We start from the raw sequence: 16,206 nt of genomic DNA on the forward strand, positions 1-16,206 counted from the left end.
AGGTCACACCTGTTCCCATGCCGAACACAGCAGTTAAGCTCTCCAGCGCCGATGGTAGTCGGGTTTATCCCCGTGAGAGTAGGACGCCGCTAGGCTTTTTTTCTTATATTTTTTGAAATAAAAGTAATACCAGAGCATATTTTGTATTCACTAACCAAAGATATACATACTTGCCAATTATTCCACCTTAGCTAAGCCGAACACCTTGAATTGACTGCGAGTAAGGCTTTGCACGAGCATCCAGCACGACGAGCACTTGGGTTTCTGGCTAAAACACAATGATATCCTATTAAAATTATTCCACCGTAGCTCAGTGGTAGAGCAATCGGCTGTTAACCGATTGGTCGTAGGTTCGAATCCTACCGGTGGAGCCATCTGCTTCCATAGCTCAGTGGTAGAGCACTTCCATGGTAAGGAAGGGGTCGCCGGTTCAAATCCGGCTGGAAGCTCTTCTTGTGAAACTGTCGAGATATTCTCGACAGTTTTTTTAGTTTTCGCTAAAAATGTTGAACACAATAAACCTTCTTATGAGCGCCCCTTCTATAGACCTATCTTTATATGCGTTTTTTCCTCTTTTTTCCTAAAAATGTATCCTTTTGTGTAATAATTTAGTAACTTTATGGCAACATCTTAGGGAAATTTTCCGAAATTAAATAAATTAGAAAGGAGGCAGAGTGGGCGGAAGTTTCTATTAATAATTAAAATGGAGAGGGGTTTTGCATTGGGCACGAAAAAAAGGTTATTAAAATGGCTAAGTATTGCATTGGCTTTGTTAATGGTATTTCCTTTTTTCAATTACAACAGTGCCACAGCTAAGAATTCCCCAAGTGTATCCATCAAAGACAGCAAACAGGTGAGCAGTAAAATCAATTCAGATTTATCTGTACAATTTGATAAGCAAAAGGAAGTAACATACCTTGTTAAGATGAAAGAGCAGGGCAATACGAAAAAAGCAGTTAAGCAAGCTATGGAAAAAGCCAGAAAGAATAAGGCTTCCTTATCTGCTCAATCTCTGAAGCGAATTAAAACTTCAGCTGTTGTGACGGAGTTACGTGCCACGGCGGTAGACACCCAACATAACTTAAAGAAGTTACTAAAAGAGGCTGAAAAGGCGGGAAAGGTTTCTTCCTACCATTCTTACTACATTGTCAATGCAATGGCAGTAACCAGTAATGAAGCAGTAATGAAGCAGATTGCCGCTTTACCTGAAGTGGACAAAGTGCTCCCGAACAGAACGCGGCAACTTCACCCTCAAGTCGCTGAAGCAGCGGTAAAACAAAAAGCAGCAAAGGCTAAGAAAAAGGCAGAGACGAACAGTGTGGAATGGAATATTGATCGGATCGGCGCTCCACAAGTATGGGAAGAAACTGGTATCGACGGCACTGGTGTAGTGGTCGCTAATATCGATACAGGCGTCGAATGGGACCATCCGGCACTTAAAGAGAAGTACCGAGGTTTTGATCCTGCCGCTCCTGGTGAACCCGACCATGAATTTAATTGGTTCGATGCTACAGCAGGAGAGGAAGCCCCCTATGATGATCATGGTCATGGGACACATACGATGGGAACTATGGTAGGAAGCGGGGAGGATGGGGAAAACCAAATCGGTGTAGCTCCCGGTGCTACCTGGATCGGCGTCAAAGCGTTTACGGCAGCAGGAGGAACGGATGTTGACTTGCTGGCGGCAGGGGAATGGATCCTAGCCCCTAAGGATGAAAATGGAAACCCACATCCAGGAATGGCTCCTGATATCGTCAATAACTCTTGGGGCGGAGGACCTGGACTTGATGAATGGTATCGCCCTATGGTACAAAACTGGAGAAATGCAGGAATTGTTCCAGTATTTTCAGCTGGAAACGATGGACCAGGGGACGGGACGATTGCTGCCCCTTCCAATTATCCGGAATCCATTGCAGTCGGTGCTACCGATGCCAGTGATGGTCTTGCCAGTTTTTCCTCTCGTGGACCGTCACCATATAATGGAGAAATAAAACCGGATATATCTGCACCAGGAGTTAATATTCGGTCTTCAGTTCCTGGAGGAGGGTATGAAGGTGGATGGAATGGCACTTCCATGGCAGGCCCACATGTAGCTGCTACAGCTGCATTACTTCTTCAGGCAGACAGTTCCCTGACTATTGACGAGCTGGAAACGATTTTATTAGAAACGGCGGATACGACTACAAACGGGCAATACCCGGAGGATCCAAATGAAGGATTTGGTCATGGGATTGTCAATGCTTATAATGCCGTATCTGCGGTTGTAAGCGGTCTCGGGGAGATCAAGGGGCACGTTTATAAAGAAGGGGAAGATACGGAACCCCCAGTCATAGAACATCAAGCACCTAGTGAAACATACGAAGGTGTTCCTCTGCCGTTATTGGCAGCAGTTAGTGACAATATAAGTGTAAGCTCGGTCGAACTTTCCTATCGATTAGATGGTAATGGTCAATGGCAAACGCTTACCGCCGAATTAGTCGAAGGTGATTATCTGGAAGGTAATTACCAGGCAGTTTTGGAGTCAGGGATAGTTACAGGCAGTCAACTCGAATATAAGTGGGTTGTCAATGACTTTGGCGGTAACGAGATCGAGTCAGAAATCTATTCCCTTGAAATCAAAGAAGCCATTACTATCGGCTACCAACAGGATTTTGAAACAACACCTAGTGGTTGGATGTCCTTTGGTGCTAACAATAGCTGGCAATGGGGCATTCCACAAGACGGACCGGAAAGCGCCGCTTCTGGAGAAAAAGTGTATGGTACTAATTTGACAGGCGAATATGACGATGATGCCAATATGACCCTTGTCATGCCGCCTGTTGATATAGGAGAAGGAAATACTTTTCTCCAATTTAATTCATGGCATAACCTCGAAAATAACTATGATTATGGCCATATAGTTGTTTCAACGGACATGGAAAACTGGGAACAGGTTGCCGAATTCAATGGAACAACGGATGGTTGGGAACAAACGGAAGTGGACCTTTCTGGTTATGCGGGGCAAAGAGTCTATGTCGGGTACCATGTCGACACAGACTATAGTGTCGCAAGGGAAGGCTGGTTTATCGATGATGTGACCTTATCCGATGAACCACTAGGAACATCTGCTTCCAAAAAGAATAAACAAAGTAAAAAAGTAGACACCGGTAACGACCTGAAACTACATGGAAAAGACTCTAAACAAATGAAAAAACCGGTAAATGCCAATAAACTTCTACCGGATAAAGTGGAAAACGTAAAAGCACCTGCGTTTGGTGGGGGCAAGGTTAAGGAAAAAGGAAATTATCCTGAAGCCCTGCCATTGAATGCAACAGTTACAGTGATGGAAACGGAACGATCTGTGAACACGAATCCTGCTGATGGCAGCTATAGTCTGGTACATGCTGCAGGCGACTTTACACTCCAGGCAAATGCGTACGGTTTTTACGCCAGCGAACAAACAGTGACCGTTCCGGATGATGGATCGATCCGTGCAAACTTCACTTTAGAACCGATTCCTAAAGGGACAGTAGAAGGAACCGTTACAAATGAACAGACAGGAGAGCCAATTGCTGATGCGACCATTATGCTTGTTGAGGATGCGGCCGTAGCTCCGGTTATGACCGACGAGGAAGGCAACTTCACTTTAGAAGCATATGAAGGGGATTATACTCTCAAAGTATTGGCACCTTCCTATCACAGCAAAGAAACTGCCGTGACCATTGAAGGTGGAGAAACTTCCACGGTTTCTATTGAGCTTGCCCCATTTATCGGATATCCTGGCGAAATAGGTTATGATGATGGGACAGCTGAAAATGCCCGTGCTTTCTATGATGCAGGCAATGGCTGGGCTGTAAAAATGTCTTTAGAAGAGGGGCAGTCTTCAGCGATGGTGACAGGCGGCCTGTTCCGTTTCTGGAATGAAGAATGGCCTGTGCCAGGGGGTACGGAATTCCAGGTGGCAGTCTATGACGCAAGTGGACCTGATGGGGCTCCTGGAGAAAAGCTTGGCGGCCCATACGATGCAGAAGCATTACGTAATGGGGAGTGGACCCACGTGGATTTGGCTGATAAAGGTATCGTAGTGGAAGGCGACTTCTACATGGTATATATCCAGTCCAACCCTAACCCATATGCCCCCGGCCTTGCAACAGATGAAGATGGTGACTATGCAGGACGCAGCTGGCAGCTTGTTGGCGGCGGCTGGAGTCCATCTCCTGAAGCAGAAGGTAACTATATGATTCGGGCAGTGGTTAATTATGCAGCTGAAGCACCTATCATAGAATCACCGGCTGACGGCACCCATACCAATGAGAAAACCGTTACGGTAGAAGGTGAAGCTGCACCAACGACCACGGTAACCGTTCATAATAATGGAGAGGAAGCTGGAAGCACGACAGCTACGGAAGACGGTCGTTTCAGTCTTGATATTTCCTTACAAGCTGGGGAAAATGAACTGACCGCTGTTTCCTCCACAGATAATGGTTCCACTAATCCTTCAGCTCCAGTAACCATTACTTTGGATCAGGTTAAACCTGAATTGACGATCACTTCACCTGAGGATGGAGATAAGACCAATGATGAAGTGATTACTGTGGAAGGGCAAGTTACCGAAGAGAATCTAGACCGAGTGGTTGTAAATGGCAAGCGGGCAGAAGTCGGGGAAGATGGAACCTATTCAAAACGAATCATGTTGTCAGAAGGCGAAAATGAAATTAAAGTCAAAGCGTTCGATTTAGCAGGAAATAAAAAGACGAAACGTGTAACGGTTGATGCTAAATTCGAGGCAACAGAGATAGAAAATGTTCAACCGGAGGAAGACACCTATTTGCAAGCCGGGGAATCGGTAAAAATAGAATTTGACGCTGACCCTGGCCTTGAAGCTACATTCTACATCCGTATGCCGTTAACTAATTTTTTATCGCAGGCGACAGAATTACCAATGATGGAAACAGAAGACGGCCATTATGTCGGTTACTGGACAGCTACTTCAAATCTAGTGGCAGAAGGAGCCGAAATAATTGTGAAAGCGGAAGATGAATACGGAAATGTTGCAGAAGAAGCTGCGGCGGGTAAACTTTTTATTAATGTAGAAGAATAAACACAGGACGCCCCCTCCTTTGCCGGGAGGGGGTTTTTCTACCTGAAAACATCCTTTCATGACAGGTGCTGAGCGTTTCTTGAAAAAAGATGAATTTTCTCTTTACAAAACTTGTCCCGTCTGTATATAATAATATTTGTCAGTTTGAGAGCAGAAGCTTTTATGAGCTTTTTCGCTGCTGAAACGGCCCGTTGGTCAAGTGGTTAAGACACCGCCCTTTCACGGCGGTAACACGGGTTCGAATCCCGTACGGGTCACCATTCATTTGGAGGATTAGCTCAGCTGGGAGAGCACTTGCCTTACAAGCAAGGGGTCGCAGGTTCGAACCCTGCATCCTCCACCATGACGCCGGTCTAGCTCAATTGGTAGAGCAACTGACTTGTAATCAGTAGGTTGGGGGTTCAAGTCCTCTGGCCGGCACCATTAAAAGTTTTCTAACTACGTCGAGTATACTTCTCTGTTAGAAAACAATTGTAGTGCTTTAGTGCACCATTAAAAGTTTTCTAACTACGACGATTACACTACTTTGCTAGAAAACAATGGTAGTGCTTTATTGCACCATTAAAGGTTTTGCATTTGGCATTTGGCATAAATTACCCTTTGACGAATATACGGGAAAAATGTTATATTTATATAGTCGCTGTAAAAAGCATTTTATACTTTGGAGGGATAGCGAAGTTGGCCAAACGCGGCGGACTGTAAATCCGCTCCCATCGGGTTCGTAGGTTCGAGTCCTACTCCCTCCACCATATACTTACTTAAATGAATTAAATTAGGAAAAATGTAGATAGTACTTATAGAATGTACTATTTTTTTCTTTTGGTTATTGGGCCATAGCCAAGCGGTAAGGCAGCGGATTTTGATTCCGTCATGCGCTGGTTCGAATCCAGCTGGCCCAGCCATTTTTATTATTATAGATACGAGCCATTAGCTCAGTTGGTAGAGAAGCCGTAATACTTCTTGAGTTCTCTTCATCGTAGGCTTTGCGAGGAGCGCGGGCGTCACCGAATAAGCTACCAACGTGACGAGCACCATACTCATAGTGATTGTATTACTACTTATAAATTCGAGCCATTAGCTCAGTTGGTAGAGCATCTGACTTTTAATCAGAGGGTCGAAGGTTCGAATCCTTCATGGCTCACCATGATATTCTCCGATAAGCGGGAGTAGTTCAGTGGTAGAACACCACCTTGCCAAGGTGGGGGTCGCGGGTTCGAATCCCGTCTCCCGCTCCATACAAATACGGGGCCTTAGCTCAGCTGGGAGAGCGCCTGCTTTGCACGCAGGAGGTCAGCGGTTCGATCCCGCTAGGCTCCACCATACATAAGATGAAACTGACGGGTGAAAGCCAGGTCAGTTTTTTTATGGCAGAAAACAAAAGTATCAATTATTGTAGGTAATTCGTGTATTCAATTTAGGTTCGCCAATGAGCGAAATATGCTCGCCCAGTTACTTTTATGCTCGCCAATCAGCAAAATATGCTCGCACAACCTTAATCGTTGACCTGCCTATCTCCAGAATGTCATCTATATTATCCTTATTTGTCCTGAAAAATCGTATTCGTTCAACGTGCTTTTAAAATGACATATATTTGGAAATTTTCGTATATATATGCAGAATCCTGTCTAGTTGAGTCAATTGATGTTAAAACTCTACAATAGTAGGTAGTAGAAAAAGGAGGATAATAGATGAAGAAATTGACGATCGTTGGAGTTCCTATGGACCTTGGACAGAACCGCCGCGGGGTAGATATGGGACCAAGTGCCATTCGTTATGCTGGTGTATTGGAACGTTTAGAACAATTGAAATATGATATCGAGGATCTTGGAGACATTGAAATCCCTTATCAGCGGGGGGAACAGCTGGAAGATAACTTGCGTAACCTGAAAGAAGTGACAGAAGGTAATGCTAATCTTGCTCAGAAAGTAGACGATGTCGTTGCTGAGGGAAGTTTTCCACTTGTACTGGGAGGAGACCACAGTATTGCCATCGGAACGCTTGCGGGTGTTTCTAAGCATTACAAAAACCTTGGCGTTATCTGGTATGATGCCCATGGTGATTTAAATAACAATGAAACGTCTCCTTCAGGTAATATTCATGGTATGCCACTAGCGGTTAGTCTTGGAATTGGACATGAGCAGCTGGTAAACATTCACGGGTATCAGCCGAAAGTAAAACCTGAAAACATCGTCATTATCGGTGCTCGTTCTTTGGATGCAGGTGAACGTGAATTAATTAAGGAAACTGGTATGAAAGTATACACAATGCATGAAGTAGATCGTATGGGAATGTCCCAAGTTATGCAGGAAACGATTGATTATCTGAAGGATCGGACAGATGGACTGCATTTGAGTCTTGATCTTGATGGATTGGATCCTGACATTGCTCCAGGTGTCGGCACACCTGTAATGGGAGGTTTGAACTACCGCGAAAGTCACCTGGCAATGGAGATGCTTCATGAGTCGAAGCTTGTCACATCCGCGGAATTCGTCGAGGTGAACCCGATTCTTGATGAAAAGAATAAAACGGCGAGTGTTGCGGTCGGATTGATGGGATCTTTGTTCGGAGAAAAACTGAAATAACTTTCATAAAAAAAGCAGCAACTTATTATCCATTAATAGGTTGCTGTTTTACTTTGCATTTTGATATTTGTTTAACAGATCATCCAGCTGCTTGCTGATGGATACGACCTCCTTGGATGACAGGGCAAGTTTTTTTGACATGGCGTTCATTTCTTCACGGCACTTTTCAATTTCAATTAAAATTCCATTTTTTCGGTCCATATTTCCTCCAATAATTAACGTAATGTCATAATTTTCTTTATTTTTATATACTTCGAGTCATACCCATGTTAAAAAGATGTTAAACTTGATTCAGGAAGTTTTTCTTAAATAAATTTTTTTTTGGAAAAAATGAAACCTCATTAAGTGGTCATTCGTAAGTAGAGGGACCGCAAGTGCGGCGGAGGTATAGATATGGAAACAGTTATAAAGCAAAAAATAAAACAGATAAAAAAAGGAGATCATGCTGCATTTGAAGATGTAGTCACTTTTTATCAAAATAAAGTATATCAGATATGTTTCCGTATGATTGGAAATAAACACGAAGCAGAGGATCTTGCACAAGAAGCCTTTATTCGGGCATATACCAACATTGACCGGTTTGATGAAAAGAGGAAGTTCTCTACCTGGCTGTATCGTATTGCTACCAATTTGACGATTGATCGAATCAGGAAAAAGAAGCCTGATTACTTTCTTGACGCGGAGGTAAAAGGTACTGAAGGTTTGAACATGTACTCCCAGTTGGCCGCAGATCAGGCGCTGCCCGAAGAAGAAGTGGAAAGTCTGGAGCTGCAGACATACATCCACAAGGAAATATTAGCTTTGCCTCCTAAATATCGCAGTGTCATTGTGCTGCGGTTTTTAGACGAACTGTCCCTACAGGAGATTGCCGATGTGCTTGAAATTCCTGTAGGCACAGTAAAAACCCGGATACATCGGGGGAGGGAAGCGCTTCGTAAAAGGCTTCGCCATGTGTAAAGGAGTGAGAGGGAATGGATTGTAAGAAAGAAGCCTTGGCTTTGATGCATAAATATTTAGACGACGAGTTGACTCAAAAAGAAGAGAGAAAGTTACGTGGCCACCTCCAAGCTTGCGGACAATGCCAAAAACATTTTCATGAATTGAAACGGACCATAAGTCTTGTGCAGAGTTCCAGTCAGGTCTCTGCCCCGCCTGATTTCACGAAAAAGGTAATGGAACGTCTGCCTAAAGAGAAAAAGCGGACAAATTATTCCCGCTGGTTCAGACACCATCCTTTCCTGACGGCAGCAGCCGTATTTTTCATTTTGATGTTCGGGGGTGTATTTTCCGCCTGGAATGATGATCAGCAGGTTTCTGTTTCTAAACAGGATAATCTGGTCATCCAAAATCAAGTAGTTATTGTGCCGGAGAATGTTACCGTGGAAGGGGATCTGGTTGTCCGAAATGGAGACCTTAGGATTGAAGGCTTGGTAAATGGCGATGTTACAGTTATCAATGGCGAAATATTAGAAAAAGAAAACCAGGATAATCCTCTTGATGGTGATAAATATATGGCTTATGTCAGTGGGGACGTAAACGAAGTGAATCAGGTGTTTGAGTGGATGTGGTACCAGGTTAAAAAGACGGTTACGAATATTTTTACACTAGAAGAAGAATAGCGACACTTTTGAAGAGACTGCAGTTTTGCAGTCTTTTTTTATATTTGTAAAAGGATTAAAATTTGACTCCCGCAGTTGGCATAGCTTTCTTATGATGTAAATCTTTTATATGCTATAATTATTAAGGATTTGAATTTTTTTATTTTGGCAATCATTCATAGAAGGAAGTGTAGGCATGCTTGGTGGGGGACAAGAATTTTTCGATTATTTACTTATAGGTATTGATATTGCCCTCGTCTGGTTTGTTGTCTATAAATTGATCATGTTGATCAGGGGAACGAAGGCTGTCCAGCTGTTGAAAGGAATCTTTGTTATCCTGGCGATATGGCTGTTTAGCAACTTGTTCGGGTTGACGACACTTAGATGGCTTACCTCTCAGGCGATCACCTGGGGGTTCCTGGCTATTATTATTTTGTTCCAGCCTGAATTCAGACGTGCTCTGGAGCAATTGGGAAGAGGGAGCTTTTTCAGCAGAACCTCATCTGAAGAGCAGGGAGTGGATAAATCCATTCAGGCAATAATAAAGTCATGTAATTACATGGCGAAACGACGCATAGGTGCGTTGATTACGATTGAGCGGGAAACCGGTATGGGAGATTATGTGGAAACGGGTATTCCGATTGGTGGACGGCTGACGAGCGAATTACTTACAAACATATTCATCCCGAATACACCCTTGCATGATGGGGCAGTCATTCTCAGAGGGGAAGAAATTGTCGCCGCAGCGTGTTATCTCCCACTATCTGAAAGCCCATTTATATCAAAAGAATTGGGAACGCGGCACCGGGCCGCACTGGGAATCAGTGAAGTGACCGATGCCCTGACGATCATTGTTTCTGAAGAGACAGGAAATATCTCCTGCACCAAGAATGGAGAATTGCATCGTGAGCTGGACCAGGAAAAGCTGGCTGACATTCTCCGAAAGGAATTGGATGTAACTGCCAAAGCCCCTGCTGCAAAAGGATGGAATTGGAGGGGGAAGAAAGATGGATAATTGGTTGAAGAGCCCCTGGTTCATTCGAGTCATCTCCCTATTGATGGCTGTTTTATTATGGACCACAGTCAATCTGGATGACAGCAACCAGTCAGATGCCCTGTTGATCAATGATGGTTCAGAGGATGTCGAAGTCCTGAATAATGTACCTGTGGAAGTCCGCTACGATGAAAAATCCTATACGGTAAGCGGCGTGCCGCAAAATGTCAGTGTTACGCTGCAAGGCCCTAATAGTGTGTTAGCGCCGGTAGTGCGGCAAAAGAATTTTGAATTGTATGTCGACCTGGAAGAGCTCGGTCCGGGAACTCACAGGGTCAACATCCAGCATAGCGGGATATCGAACCGGCTTGCTGTCCAATTGGAACCAAAAACGATCAATGTGACGATAGCTGAACGGGTGAAAGAAGAATATCCGGTCAGTGTAGATTTTACCAATGAACAAGAATTACTCGAAAACTACAATGTAGGAGAGCCAAAAGTGAATCCTTCTGAGGTGACGATTACCGGTGGGGAAGATTTAGTCGACAGCGTTGCCCTGGTACAGGCGATTGTCGATGTGAGCGGCGCGACGGAAACGATTGAAAACGTCGAAGCCCCGGTAAAGGTTTATGACTCGGAAGGAAATGAACTGAATGTACTTGTGGAGCCGACGACCGTCCAGGTAAAGGTACCAATCGAGACGCCGAGCAAAACAGTGCCGATTGAAGTAAAGACTACAGGAGAAGCTCCAGAAGGGTATGCTGTTAAAACCGTAAAACCAGAGGTACAGGAGGTAACGGTTTTCGGACCGGACCAGGTACTTGAAAAAATTGAAAAAATAGGTAATATTACTGTAGATGTATCAGATATCACTGAAACGACCACAGTAGAAGCAGAAATACATCTCCCAGAAGGGGTCAAAAGTGTCGATAAGGAAACGGTAGAAGTAACAGTTGAGATGATGAAAGTGGAAAATAAGGAAGAAGCAGCGCTTAAGGAGATTGATATCGAGGTAACTAATCTTCCGGAAAATCAATCCATCGATTTTCTTAACCCGGAAGGTCAACAGATTGATATCACCGCGATAGGGGAAAAAGAGGCGTTAGCTGACCTGACCGCTGAAGATATTACAGCAAGTATCGATGTGGAAGGCTTGGAGCCAGGCGAGCATCAGGTTCCAATCTCACTAAGCGGTCCTGACAATATCGCGCTTAAAAGCAGTAGTGAAAGTGCCACCATACGTATAGGATAATTAGGAATGCCTGTTTGAATGAAGGAGAGATATAACATCATGGGAAAATATTTTGGAACAGATGGAGTACGAGGAATTGCTAATAAAGACCTGACACCGGAGTTAGCTTTCAAACTGGGACGTTTCGGAGGCTATGTCGTTACAAAAGGCGTAGAACGACCAAAAATACTTATCGGACGTGACACAAGGATTTCAGGACATATGCTTGAAGGCGCTCTTACTGCCGGACTTTTGTCCATTGGTGCCGAAGTAATGCGGGTTGGAGTGATCTCCACACCAGGGGTCGCGTATTTGACGAAAGCACTTGGAGCGGCAGCAGGAGTCATGATTTCTGCTTCTCACAATCCGGTTGAGGACAATGGCATCAAATTTTTCGGGCCGGACGGTTTTAAACTGTCCGACAGCCAGGAGAACGATATCGAGGAACTTCTGGACAAGAAGACCGATGATTTGCCGAGACCAATTGGAACAAATCTTGGTCAGGTAAATGATTATTTTGAAGGCGGCCAGCGTTACATGCAATACCTGAAACAGACAGTCGATTATGACTTCGATGGCCTGCATATTGCGCTTGATTGTGCTCATGGTTCGACCTCGTCGTTAGCATCCCATCTATTTGCAGATCTTGAAGCCGATATCTCTTCCATCGGGTCTTCTCCGGATGGACTGAATATCAATGATGGAGTGGGATCCACACATCCGGAAGCTGTCCGCGAGCTTGTACTTGAAAAAGGGGCTGATGTCGGTCTGGCGTTTGATGGAGATGGAGACCGCCTGATCGCTGTGGATGAAAAAGGAAATATCGTAGACGGGGATCAGATCATGTACATCTGTGGTAAGCATATGAATGACCATGGTTACCTTAATCATTCGACGGTTGTATCTACCGTGATGAGTAACCTTGGCTTCTACAAAGCGATTGAAGCACAAGGCATGAAAAGTGACAAGACAGCCGTCGGAGATCGTTACGTAATGGAAGAGATGCGTAAAGGCGGCTATAATCTTGGTGGCGAACAGTCCGGTCATATCATATTTCTTGACCATAACACCACAGGAGATGGCATGCTGAGTGCCTTGCAGCTGGTGAATGTCATGAAAGAGACAGGGAAACCATTATCTGAGCTTGCAGGAGAAATGAAAAAGTATCCTCAAATATTGAAGAATGTCAGAGTCACTGACAAAAACGCAGTACAGACCCATCCGCGCATCCAGGAAGCTATTCAGGCAGTGGAAGAGGAAATGGGTGACCAGGGCCGTGTGCTTGTCCGTCCATCGGGAACGGAACCGCTTGTACGGATTATGGTAGAAGCACTGACGATTGAGGACAGCGAAAAATATGTCAACAAAGTTGTGGAAGTCGTACAGGAAGAATTAGGGTTAGTGGAATAACTATAAGCGCAGGCCATTATGATGGCCTGCGCTTTTGTTACGATGGGATGACTTTTGTGTTAAAGGAGAAAATAATGATTGACCTTTAAAAACATTCTCGCGTACAATGATTAGTAGCCTTGTGTTTTTAATTTCCAACACGTTTACTTTCAAGCGTTTGCGGTTAAAGACTAAGGTGCATTCATAGAAGGTAAGGAGGATAGGGGAAAACAGTAATATAAAGCGCCAGGACTATTTTCGAACGGAATGAAAATAGTTGACGAGGAGGAGGTTCATCGAGCTTTCGGCGGATGCCTCCCGGTTGCCAGGCACTTCAACCGTTTGTCCAGAATCTAAAACAAAGAGGCGACTCTTTTGTACAACCGATCTGGATAAAGTGCAACTTAAATGACACGAGAATGGGGCTGATCGACGCCCCTCATGGGTGTCGGGATGCCCTTTTCCTAAGGAGGAAATACCGACATGTGTGGAATTGTAGGATATATTGGATACGATGATTCAAAAGAGATTTTACTAAAAGGGCTTGAAAAACTGGAATACAGAGGCTATGACTCAGCAGGTATTGCTGTTATGAGCAAAGAAGACGTCTATATTTCAAAAGTGAAGGGACGCATTGCGCAGCTTCGTGAGGCGGTTGACGGGAATGTCCATGCGACACTCGGGATCGGGCACACACGCTGGGCGACTCATGGACCGCCGAGCCAGGAGAATGCGCACCCGCACCAAAGTAAATCAGGGCGTTTCAGCATCGTTCATAACGGTGTCATCGAAAACTATCTGGAAGTTCGCGATGAATACCTTTCCGGCATCGAATTGAAGAGCCAGACGGATACAGAAATCGTTGTACAGCTGATTGAAGTACTGTATAACGAGATGAACGATGTATCTGCTGCCTTCCGTAAAGCAGTTGAGCTGTTAAAAGGCTCTTATGCGATTGCGCTTATTGATGCAGAGGATGCAGAGACTATCTATATCGCTAAAAATAAAAGCCCATTGCTCGTAGGACTTGGCGACGGCTTTAATGTTGTAGCAAGTGATTCTATGGCGATGCTTCAAGTAACTGACCAGTATCTTGAGTTAATGGATAAAGAGACCGTCCTTTTGCGCCGTGAACGCGTAGAAATCCAAAAGCTCGACGGTACTGTTGTGGAGCGTGAGCCATTCACAGCTGAACTCAATGAATCTGACATTGAAAAGGGTACGTACCCTCATTTCATGTTGAAGGAAATTGATGAGCAGCCACTTGTCCTGCGTCGAATCATCCAGGAATACCAAGATGAAAACAACGAAATTAAATTGGACCCGGACGTGCGCCAGGCGATGAAAGATTGCGACCGTATTTATATCATCGCAGCAGGTACCAGCTATCATGCTGGACTGATTGGAAAGCAGTTCCTTGAAAAATTCGCGCAAATCCCGGTTGAAGTACACGTAGCAAGCGAATTTTCCTATAATATGCCTTTGTTGTCTGAAAAGCCATTATTCGTTTATATTTCTCAAAGTGGTGAAACGGCAGACAGCCGCGCAGTCCTTGTACAAACAAAAGAATTAGGACATCCGGCACTTACGATTACGAATGTGCCAGGGTCCACCCTTTCTCGTGAAGCGGATTATACCCTGCATCTGCATGCAGGGCCGGAAATCGCTGTAGCTTCTACAAAAGCTTATACAGCTCAAATGGCGGTCTTAGCCATTCTTGGTGTAGACACTGCAAATGCAAAAGGAATCGAGCTTGACTTCGATCCTATGCAAGAATTAGCTATCGTTGCAAATGCCATGGAAGCAATGGCTGATCAGAAAGATGTATTTGAAGATCTGGCCCGTGAGTTCCTGGCAACCACACGCAACTGTTTCTTCATTGGACGCAGCATCGATTACTACGTAGGAATCGAAGGTGCCCTGAAGTTGAAGGAGATCTCTTATATCCAGGCAGAAGGCTTTGCCGGAGGAGAATTGAAACACGGGACCATCGCTCTGATTGAAGAAGGTACTCCAGTCATCGCGCTGGCCACACAGGCTGGTGTAAACGACTCGATCCGTGGTAACGTCCAGGAAGTCATTGCACGTGGAGCCAATGCCTGCGTAATCAGTATGAAAGGACTCGATAAGTCAGGTGACAGTTTTGTACTGCCGCAGGTACATGAAATCCTGACGCCGATCGTTTCTGTGCTGCCATTGCAGCTTATTTCCTATTATGCAGCGCTTCACCGTAACTGCGACGTCGATAAGCCGCGTAACCTGGCTAAAAGTGTAACAGTAGAATAACAAAAATTCCCCGGAGAATAATTCCGGGGAATTTTTTTATGGGATATGTATAACCTGTTCTTTATTATCCCCAACGTTGACGATTTTATTCGTTTCCAATGCTTCTAGCATGGCAAGAGAAATAGACAGGGATTCGACGCTATCCTGGTAGCTGGAGCGGATAGGTTCCTGACTCTTTTCTTGTATGGCTTTGGAAAATGCTTCAAGCTCTTGTTTATACAGTTCGTCTTCTTCTACGTAGGAAATGCTATCCCCATCGATATGTCCTCTCACACTGCCTTCCGCCAGATCCAGTGTAAGGTGCATGTCGCTTGAAACAAACGTAAACTGGCATACAAAGCCCGAGTAGACCCATGAATGGGTATGCGTCTGGAGTGGGCCGTTCTTATAATTCAAGGCAAGGCTGAAGCTGTCCTCGATAGTAAAATCATGGCTTTTCTGTATGTGTTTATTCCCTTGAAATCCGCAGACCATTTCTACTTCGCCGAGCAGGTAACGGGATAAGTCGAAGATATGGATCGTCTGGTCAAATATCGGACCGCCGGAAATACCTTTGTTGAAAAACCATTTTGGCCAATTTTCCCTCAAGGCAATTCCGTCCAGCATGGTGCTTTGTACATTGGTTATGGATCTGCCAGCTAACAGTTCCCGGCATTTTTCGGCAGCTTTACTATAGCGGTACATAAACCCGACACTATTGATGATCCCCGTTTTATTAATGACTTCTGTTACTTTTTGAGCTTCCTCCAACGTGCGGGCCGGAGGTTTTTCAATAAAACAATGGATGCCACGTTCGGCAGCTTCCCTTACAAGCTCCAGCCTGACTTCTGGAGGGGTGACAAGGATGACTCCTTCCGGTTTTGTTGCTTCGAGCATTTCCACATAATTCTTGTAGACTGGGACATTGAATTTTTTTAGTACTTTGGTCAAATGGTTTTCATTTAAGTCACAGACACCGACTAATTCTATCTGGTCAATTTGGGTGATGGTATTGATATGACCCTGACCATGCCAGCCGGCGCCGACTACAGCAACACGCACCATGC

10 protein-coding genes, 10 tRNA genes and 1 rRNA gene are annotated in these 16,206 nt (G+C 44.7%); 19 read left to right on the top strand and 2 right to left on the bottom strand.

Annotated elements, in window-relative coordinates:
• From rrf to rocF, 13 genes are all read left to right on the top strand, one after another.
• A 5S ribosomal RNA gene (gene rrf, locus JOC33_RS14940) occupies window positions 1-95 on the top strand; the annotation flags it as partial.
• A gap of 204 nt (window positions 96-299) precedes the next feature.
• A tRNA-Asn gene (locus JOC33_RS14945) sits at window positions 300-374 on the top strand.
• 3 nt (window positions 375-377) lie between these two features.
• A tRNA-Thr gene (locus JOC33_RS14950) sits at window positions 378-449 on the top strand.
• Window positions 450-703: 254 nt separating this feature from the next.
• Complete coding sequence (locus tag JOC33_RS14955) at window positions 704-5,080, top strand: S8 family serine peptidase (protein WP_205093365.1); 4,377 nt, start codon at window positions 704-706, stop codon at window positions 5,078-5,080.
• A 185-nt stretch (window positions 5,081-5,265) separates the two neighbouring features.
• A tRNA-Glu gene (locus JOC33_RS14960) sits at window positions 5,266-5,340 on the top strand.
• Window positions 5,341-5,347: 7 nt separating this feature from the next.
• Window positions 5,348-5,423 (top strand) — tRNA-Val (locus JOC33_RS14965).
• A 4-nt stretch (window positions 5,424-5,427) separates the two neighbouring features.
• Window positions 5,428-5,503: transfer RNA gene (locus JOC33_RS14970), tRNA-Thr, on the top strand.
• Between the two features lie 240 nt (window positions 5,504-5,743).
• Window positions 5,744-5,829: transfer RNA gene (locus JOC33_RS14975), tRNA-Tyr, on the top strand.
• A 78-nt stretch (window positions 5,830-5,907) separates the two neighbouring features.
• Window positions 5,908-5,982 (top strand) — tRNA-Gln (locus tag JOC33_RS14980).
• A 166-nt stretch (window positions 5,983-6,148) separates the two neighbouring features.
• A tRNA-Lys gene (locus tag JOC33_RS14985) sits at window positions 6,149-6,224 on the top strand.
• Window positions 6,225-6,240: 16 nt separating this feature from the next.
• Window positions 6,241-6,315, top strand: a tRNA-Gly gene (locus JOC33_RS14990).
• A gap of 9 nt (window positions 6,316-6,324) precedes the next feature.
• A tRNA-Ala gene (locus tag JOC33_RS14995) sits at window positions 6,325-6,400 on the top strand.
• A 368-nt stretch (window positions 6,401-6,768) separates the two neighbouring features.
• The gene (gene rocF, locus JOC33_RS15000) at window positions 6,769-7,662 is read left to right on the top strand and encodes an arginase (protein WP_205093366.1); all 894 of its coding nucleotides are present in this window, start codon (window positions 6,769-6,771) and stop codon (window positions 7,660-7,662) included.
• Between the two features lie 48 nt (window positions 7,663-7,710).
• Here the strand turns inward: rocF and JOC33_RS15005 are convergent, their stop codons facing one another.
• On the bottom strand, window positions 7,711-7,863 hold the full coding sequence (locus JOC33_RS15005; protein WP_205093367.1) for an aspartyl-phosphate phosphatase Spo0E family protein: 153 nt from the start codon (window positions 7,861-7,863) through the stop codon (window positions 7,711-7,713).
• Between the two features lie 192 nt (window positions 7,864-8,055).
• Here JOC33_RS15005 and sigW point away from each other — a divergent pair, with 192 nt between their 5' ends.
• The 6 genes from sigW (at window position 8,056) to glmS (ending at window position 15,160) form a co-directional block, all read left to right on the top strand.
• Window positions 8,056-8,619: an RNA polymerase sigma factor SigW gene (gene sigW / locus JOC33_RS15010; RefSeq protein WP_205093368.1), complete on the top strand. Its 564-nt coding sequence runs from the start codon at window positions 8,056-8,058 to the stop codon at window positions 8,617-8,619.
• A gap of 14 nt (window positions 8,620-8,633) precedes the next feature.
• A complete protein-coding gene (locus tag JOC33_RS15015; protein ID WP_205093369.1) occupies window positions 8,634-9,281 on the top strand; it encodes a zf-HC2 domain-containing protein in 648 nt (215 codons plus the stop codon).
• A gap of 175 nt (window positions 9,282-9,456) precedes the next feature.
• A complete protein-coding gene (gene cdaA / locus JOC33_RS15020; RefSeq protein ID WP_205093370.1) occupies window positions 9,457-10,275 on the top strand; it encodes a diadenylate cyclase CdaA in 819 nt (272 codons plus the stop codon).
• Window positions 10,268-11,506 carry a CdaR family protein gene (locus tag JOC33_RS15025; protein WP_205093371.1) on the top strand — a complete coding sequence of 413 codons (1,239 nt, stop codon included), beginning with the start codon at window positions 10,268-10,270 and terminating at the stop codon, window positions 11,504-11,506. The genes cdaA and JOC33_RS15025 overlap by 8 nt, the downstream gene beginning before the upstream one ends.
• 39 nt (window positions 11,507-11,545) lie before the next feature.
• A complete protein-coding gene (glmM, locus tag JOC33_RS15030) occupies window positions 11,546-12,895 on the top strand; it encodes a phosphoglucosamine mutase (RefSeq protein ID WP_205093372.1) in 1,350 nt (449 codons plus the stop codon).
• A 462-nt stretch (window positions 12,896-13,357) separates the two neighbouring features.
• The gene (glmS, locus tag JOC33_RS15035) at window positions 13,358-15,160 is read left to right on the top strand and encodes a glutamine--fructose-6-phosphate transaminase (isomerizing) (RefSeq protein ID WP_205093373.1); all 1,803 of its coding nucleotides are present in this window, start codon (window positions 13,358-13,360) and stop codon (window positions 15,158-15,160) included.
• A gap of 36 nt (window positions 15,161-15,196) precedes the next feature.
• Here the strand turns inward: glmS and JOC33_RS15040 are convergent, their stop codons facing one another.
• The gene (locus JOC33_RS15040) at window positions 15,197-16,204 is read right to left on the bottom strand and encodes a Gfo/Idh/MocA family protein (protein WP_205093374.1); all 1,008 of its coding nucleotides are present in this window, start codon (window positions 16,202-16,204) and stop codon (window positions 15,197-15,199) included.
• Window positions 16,205-16,206 lie beyond the last annotated feature (2 nt).

The organism is Thalassobacillus pellis (genome assembly GCF_016908295.1).
GTDB classification, from domain to species: Bacteria; Bacillota; Bacilli; order Bacillales; family Halobacillaceae; genus Thalassobacillus; species Thalassobacillus pellis.

Bases quoted from the DNA above. Each gene is read 5' to 3' on its own strand.
- JOC33_RS15005 (WP_205093367.1), bottom strand. From the start codon at position 7,863: ATGGACCGAAAAAATGGAATTTTAATTGAAATTGAAAAGTGCCGTGAA.
- JOC33_RS15015 (WP_205093369.1), top strand. From the start codon at position 8,634: ATGGATTGTAAGAAAGAAGCCTTGGCTTTGATGCATAAATATTTAGAC.
- sigW (WP_205093368.1), top strand. From the start codon at position 8,056: ATGGAAACAGTTATAAAGCAAAAAATAAAACAGATAAAAAAAGGAGAT.
- rocF (WP_205093366.1), top strand. From the start codon at position 6,769: ATGAAGAAATTGACGATCGTTGGAGTTCCTATGGACCTTGGACAGAAC.
- cdaA (WP_205093370.1), top strand. From the start codon at position 9,457: ATGCTTGGTGGGGGACAAGAATTTTTCGATTATTTACTTATAGGTATT.
- glmS (WP_205093373.1), top strand. From the start codon at position 13,358: ATGTGTGGAATTGTAGGATATATTGGATACGATGATTCAAAAGAGATT.
- JOC33_RS15025 (WP_205093371.1), top strand. From the start codon at position 10,268: ATGGATAATTGGTTGAAGAGCCCCTGGTTCATTCGAGTCATCTCCCTA.
- JOC33_RS14955 (WP_205093365.1), top strand. From the start codon at position 704: ATGGAGAGGGGTTTTGCATTGGGCACGAAAAAAAGGTTATTAAAATGG.
- glmM (WP_205093372.1), top strand. From the start codon at position 11,546: ATGGGAAAATATTTTGGAACAGATGGAGTACGAGGAATTGCTAATAAA.
- JOC33_RS15040 (WP_205093374.1), bottom strand. From the start codon at position 16,204: ATGGTGCGTGTTGCTGTAGTCGGCGCCGGCTGGCATGGTCAGGGTCAT.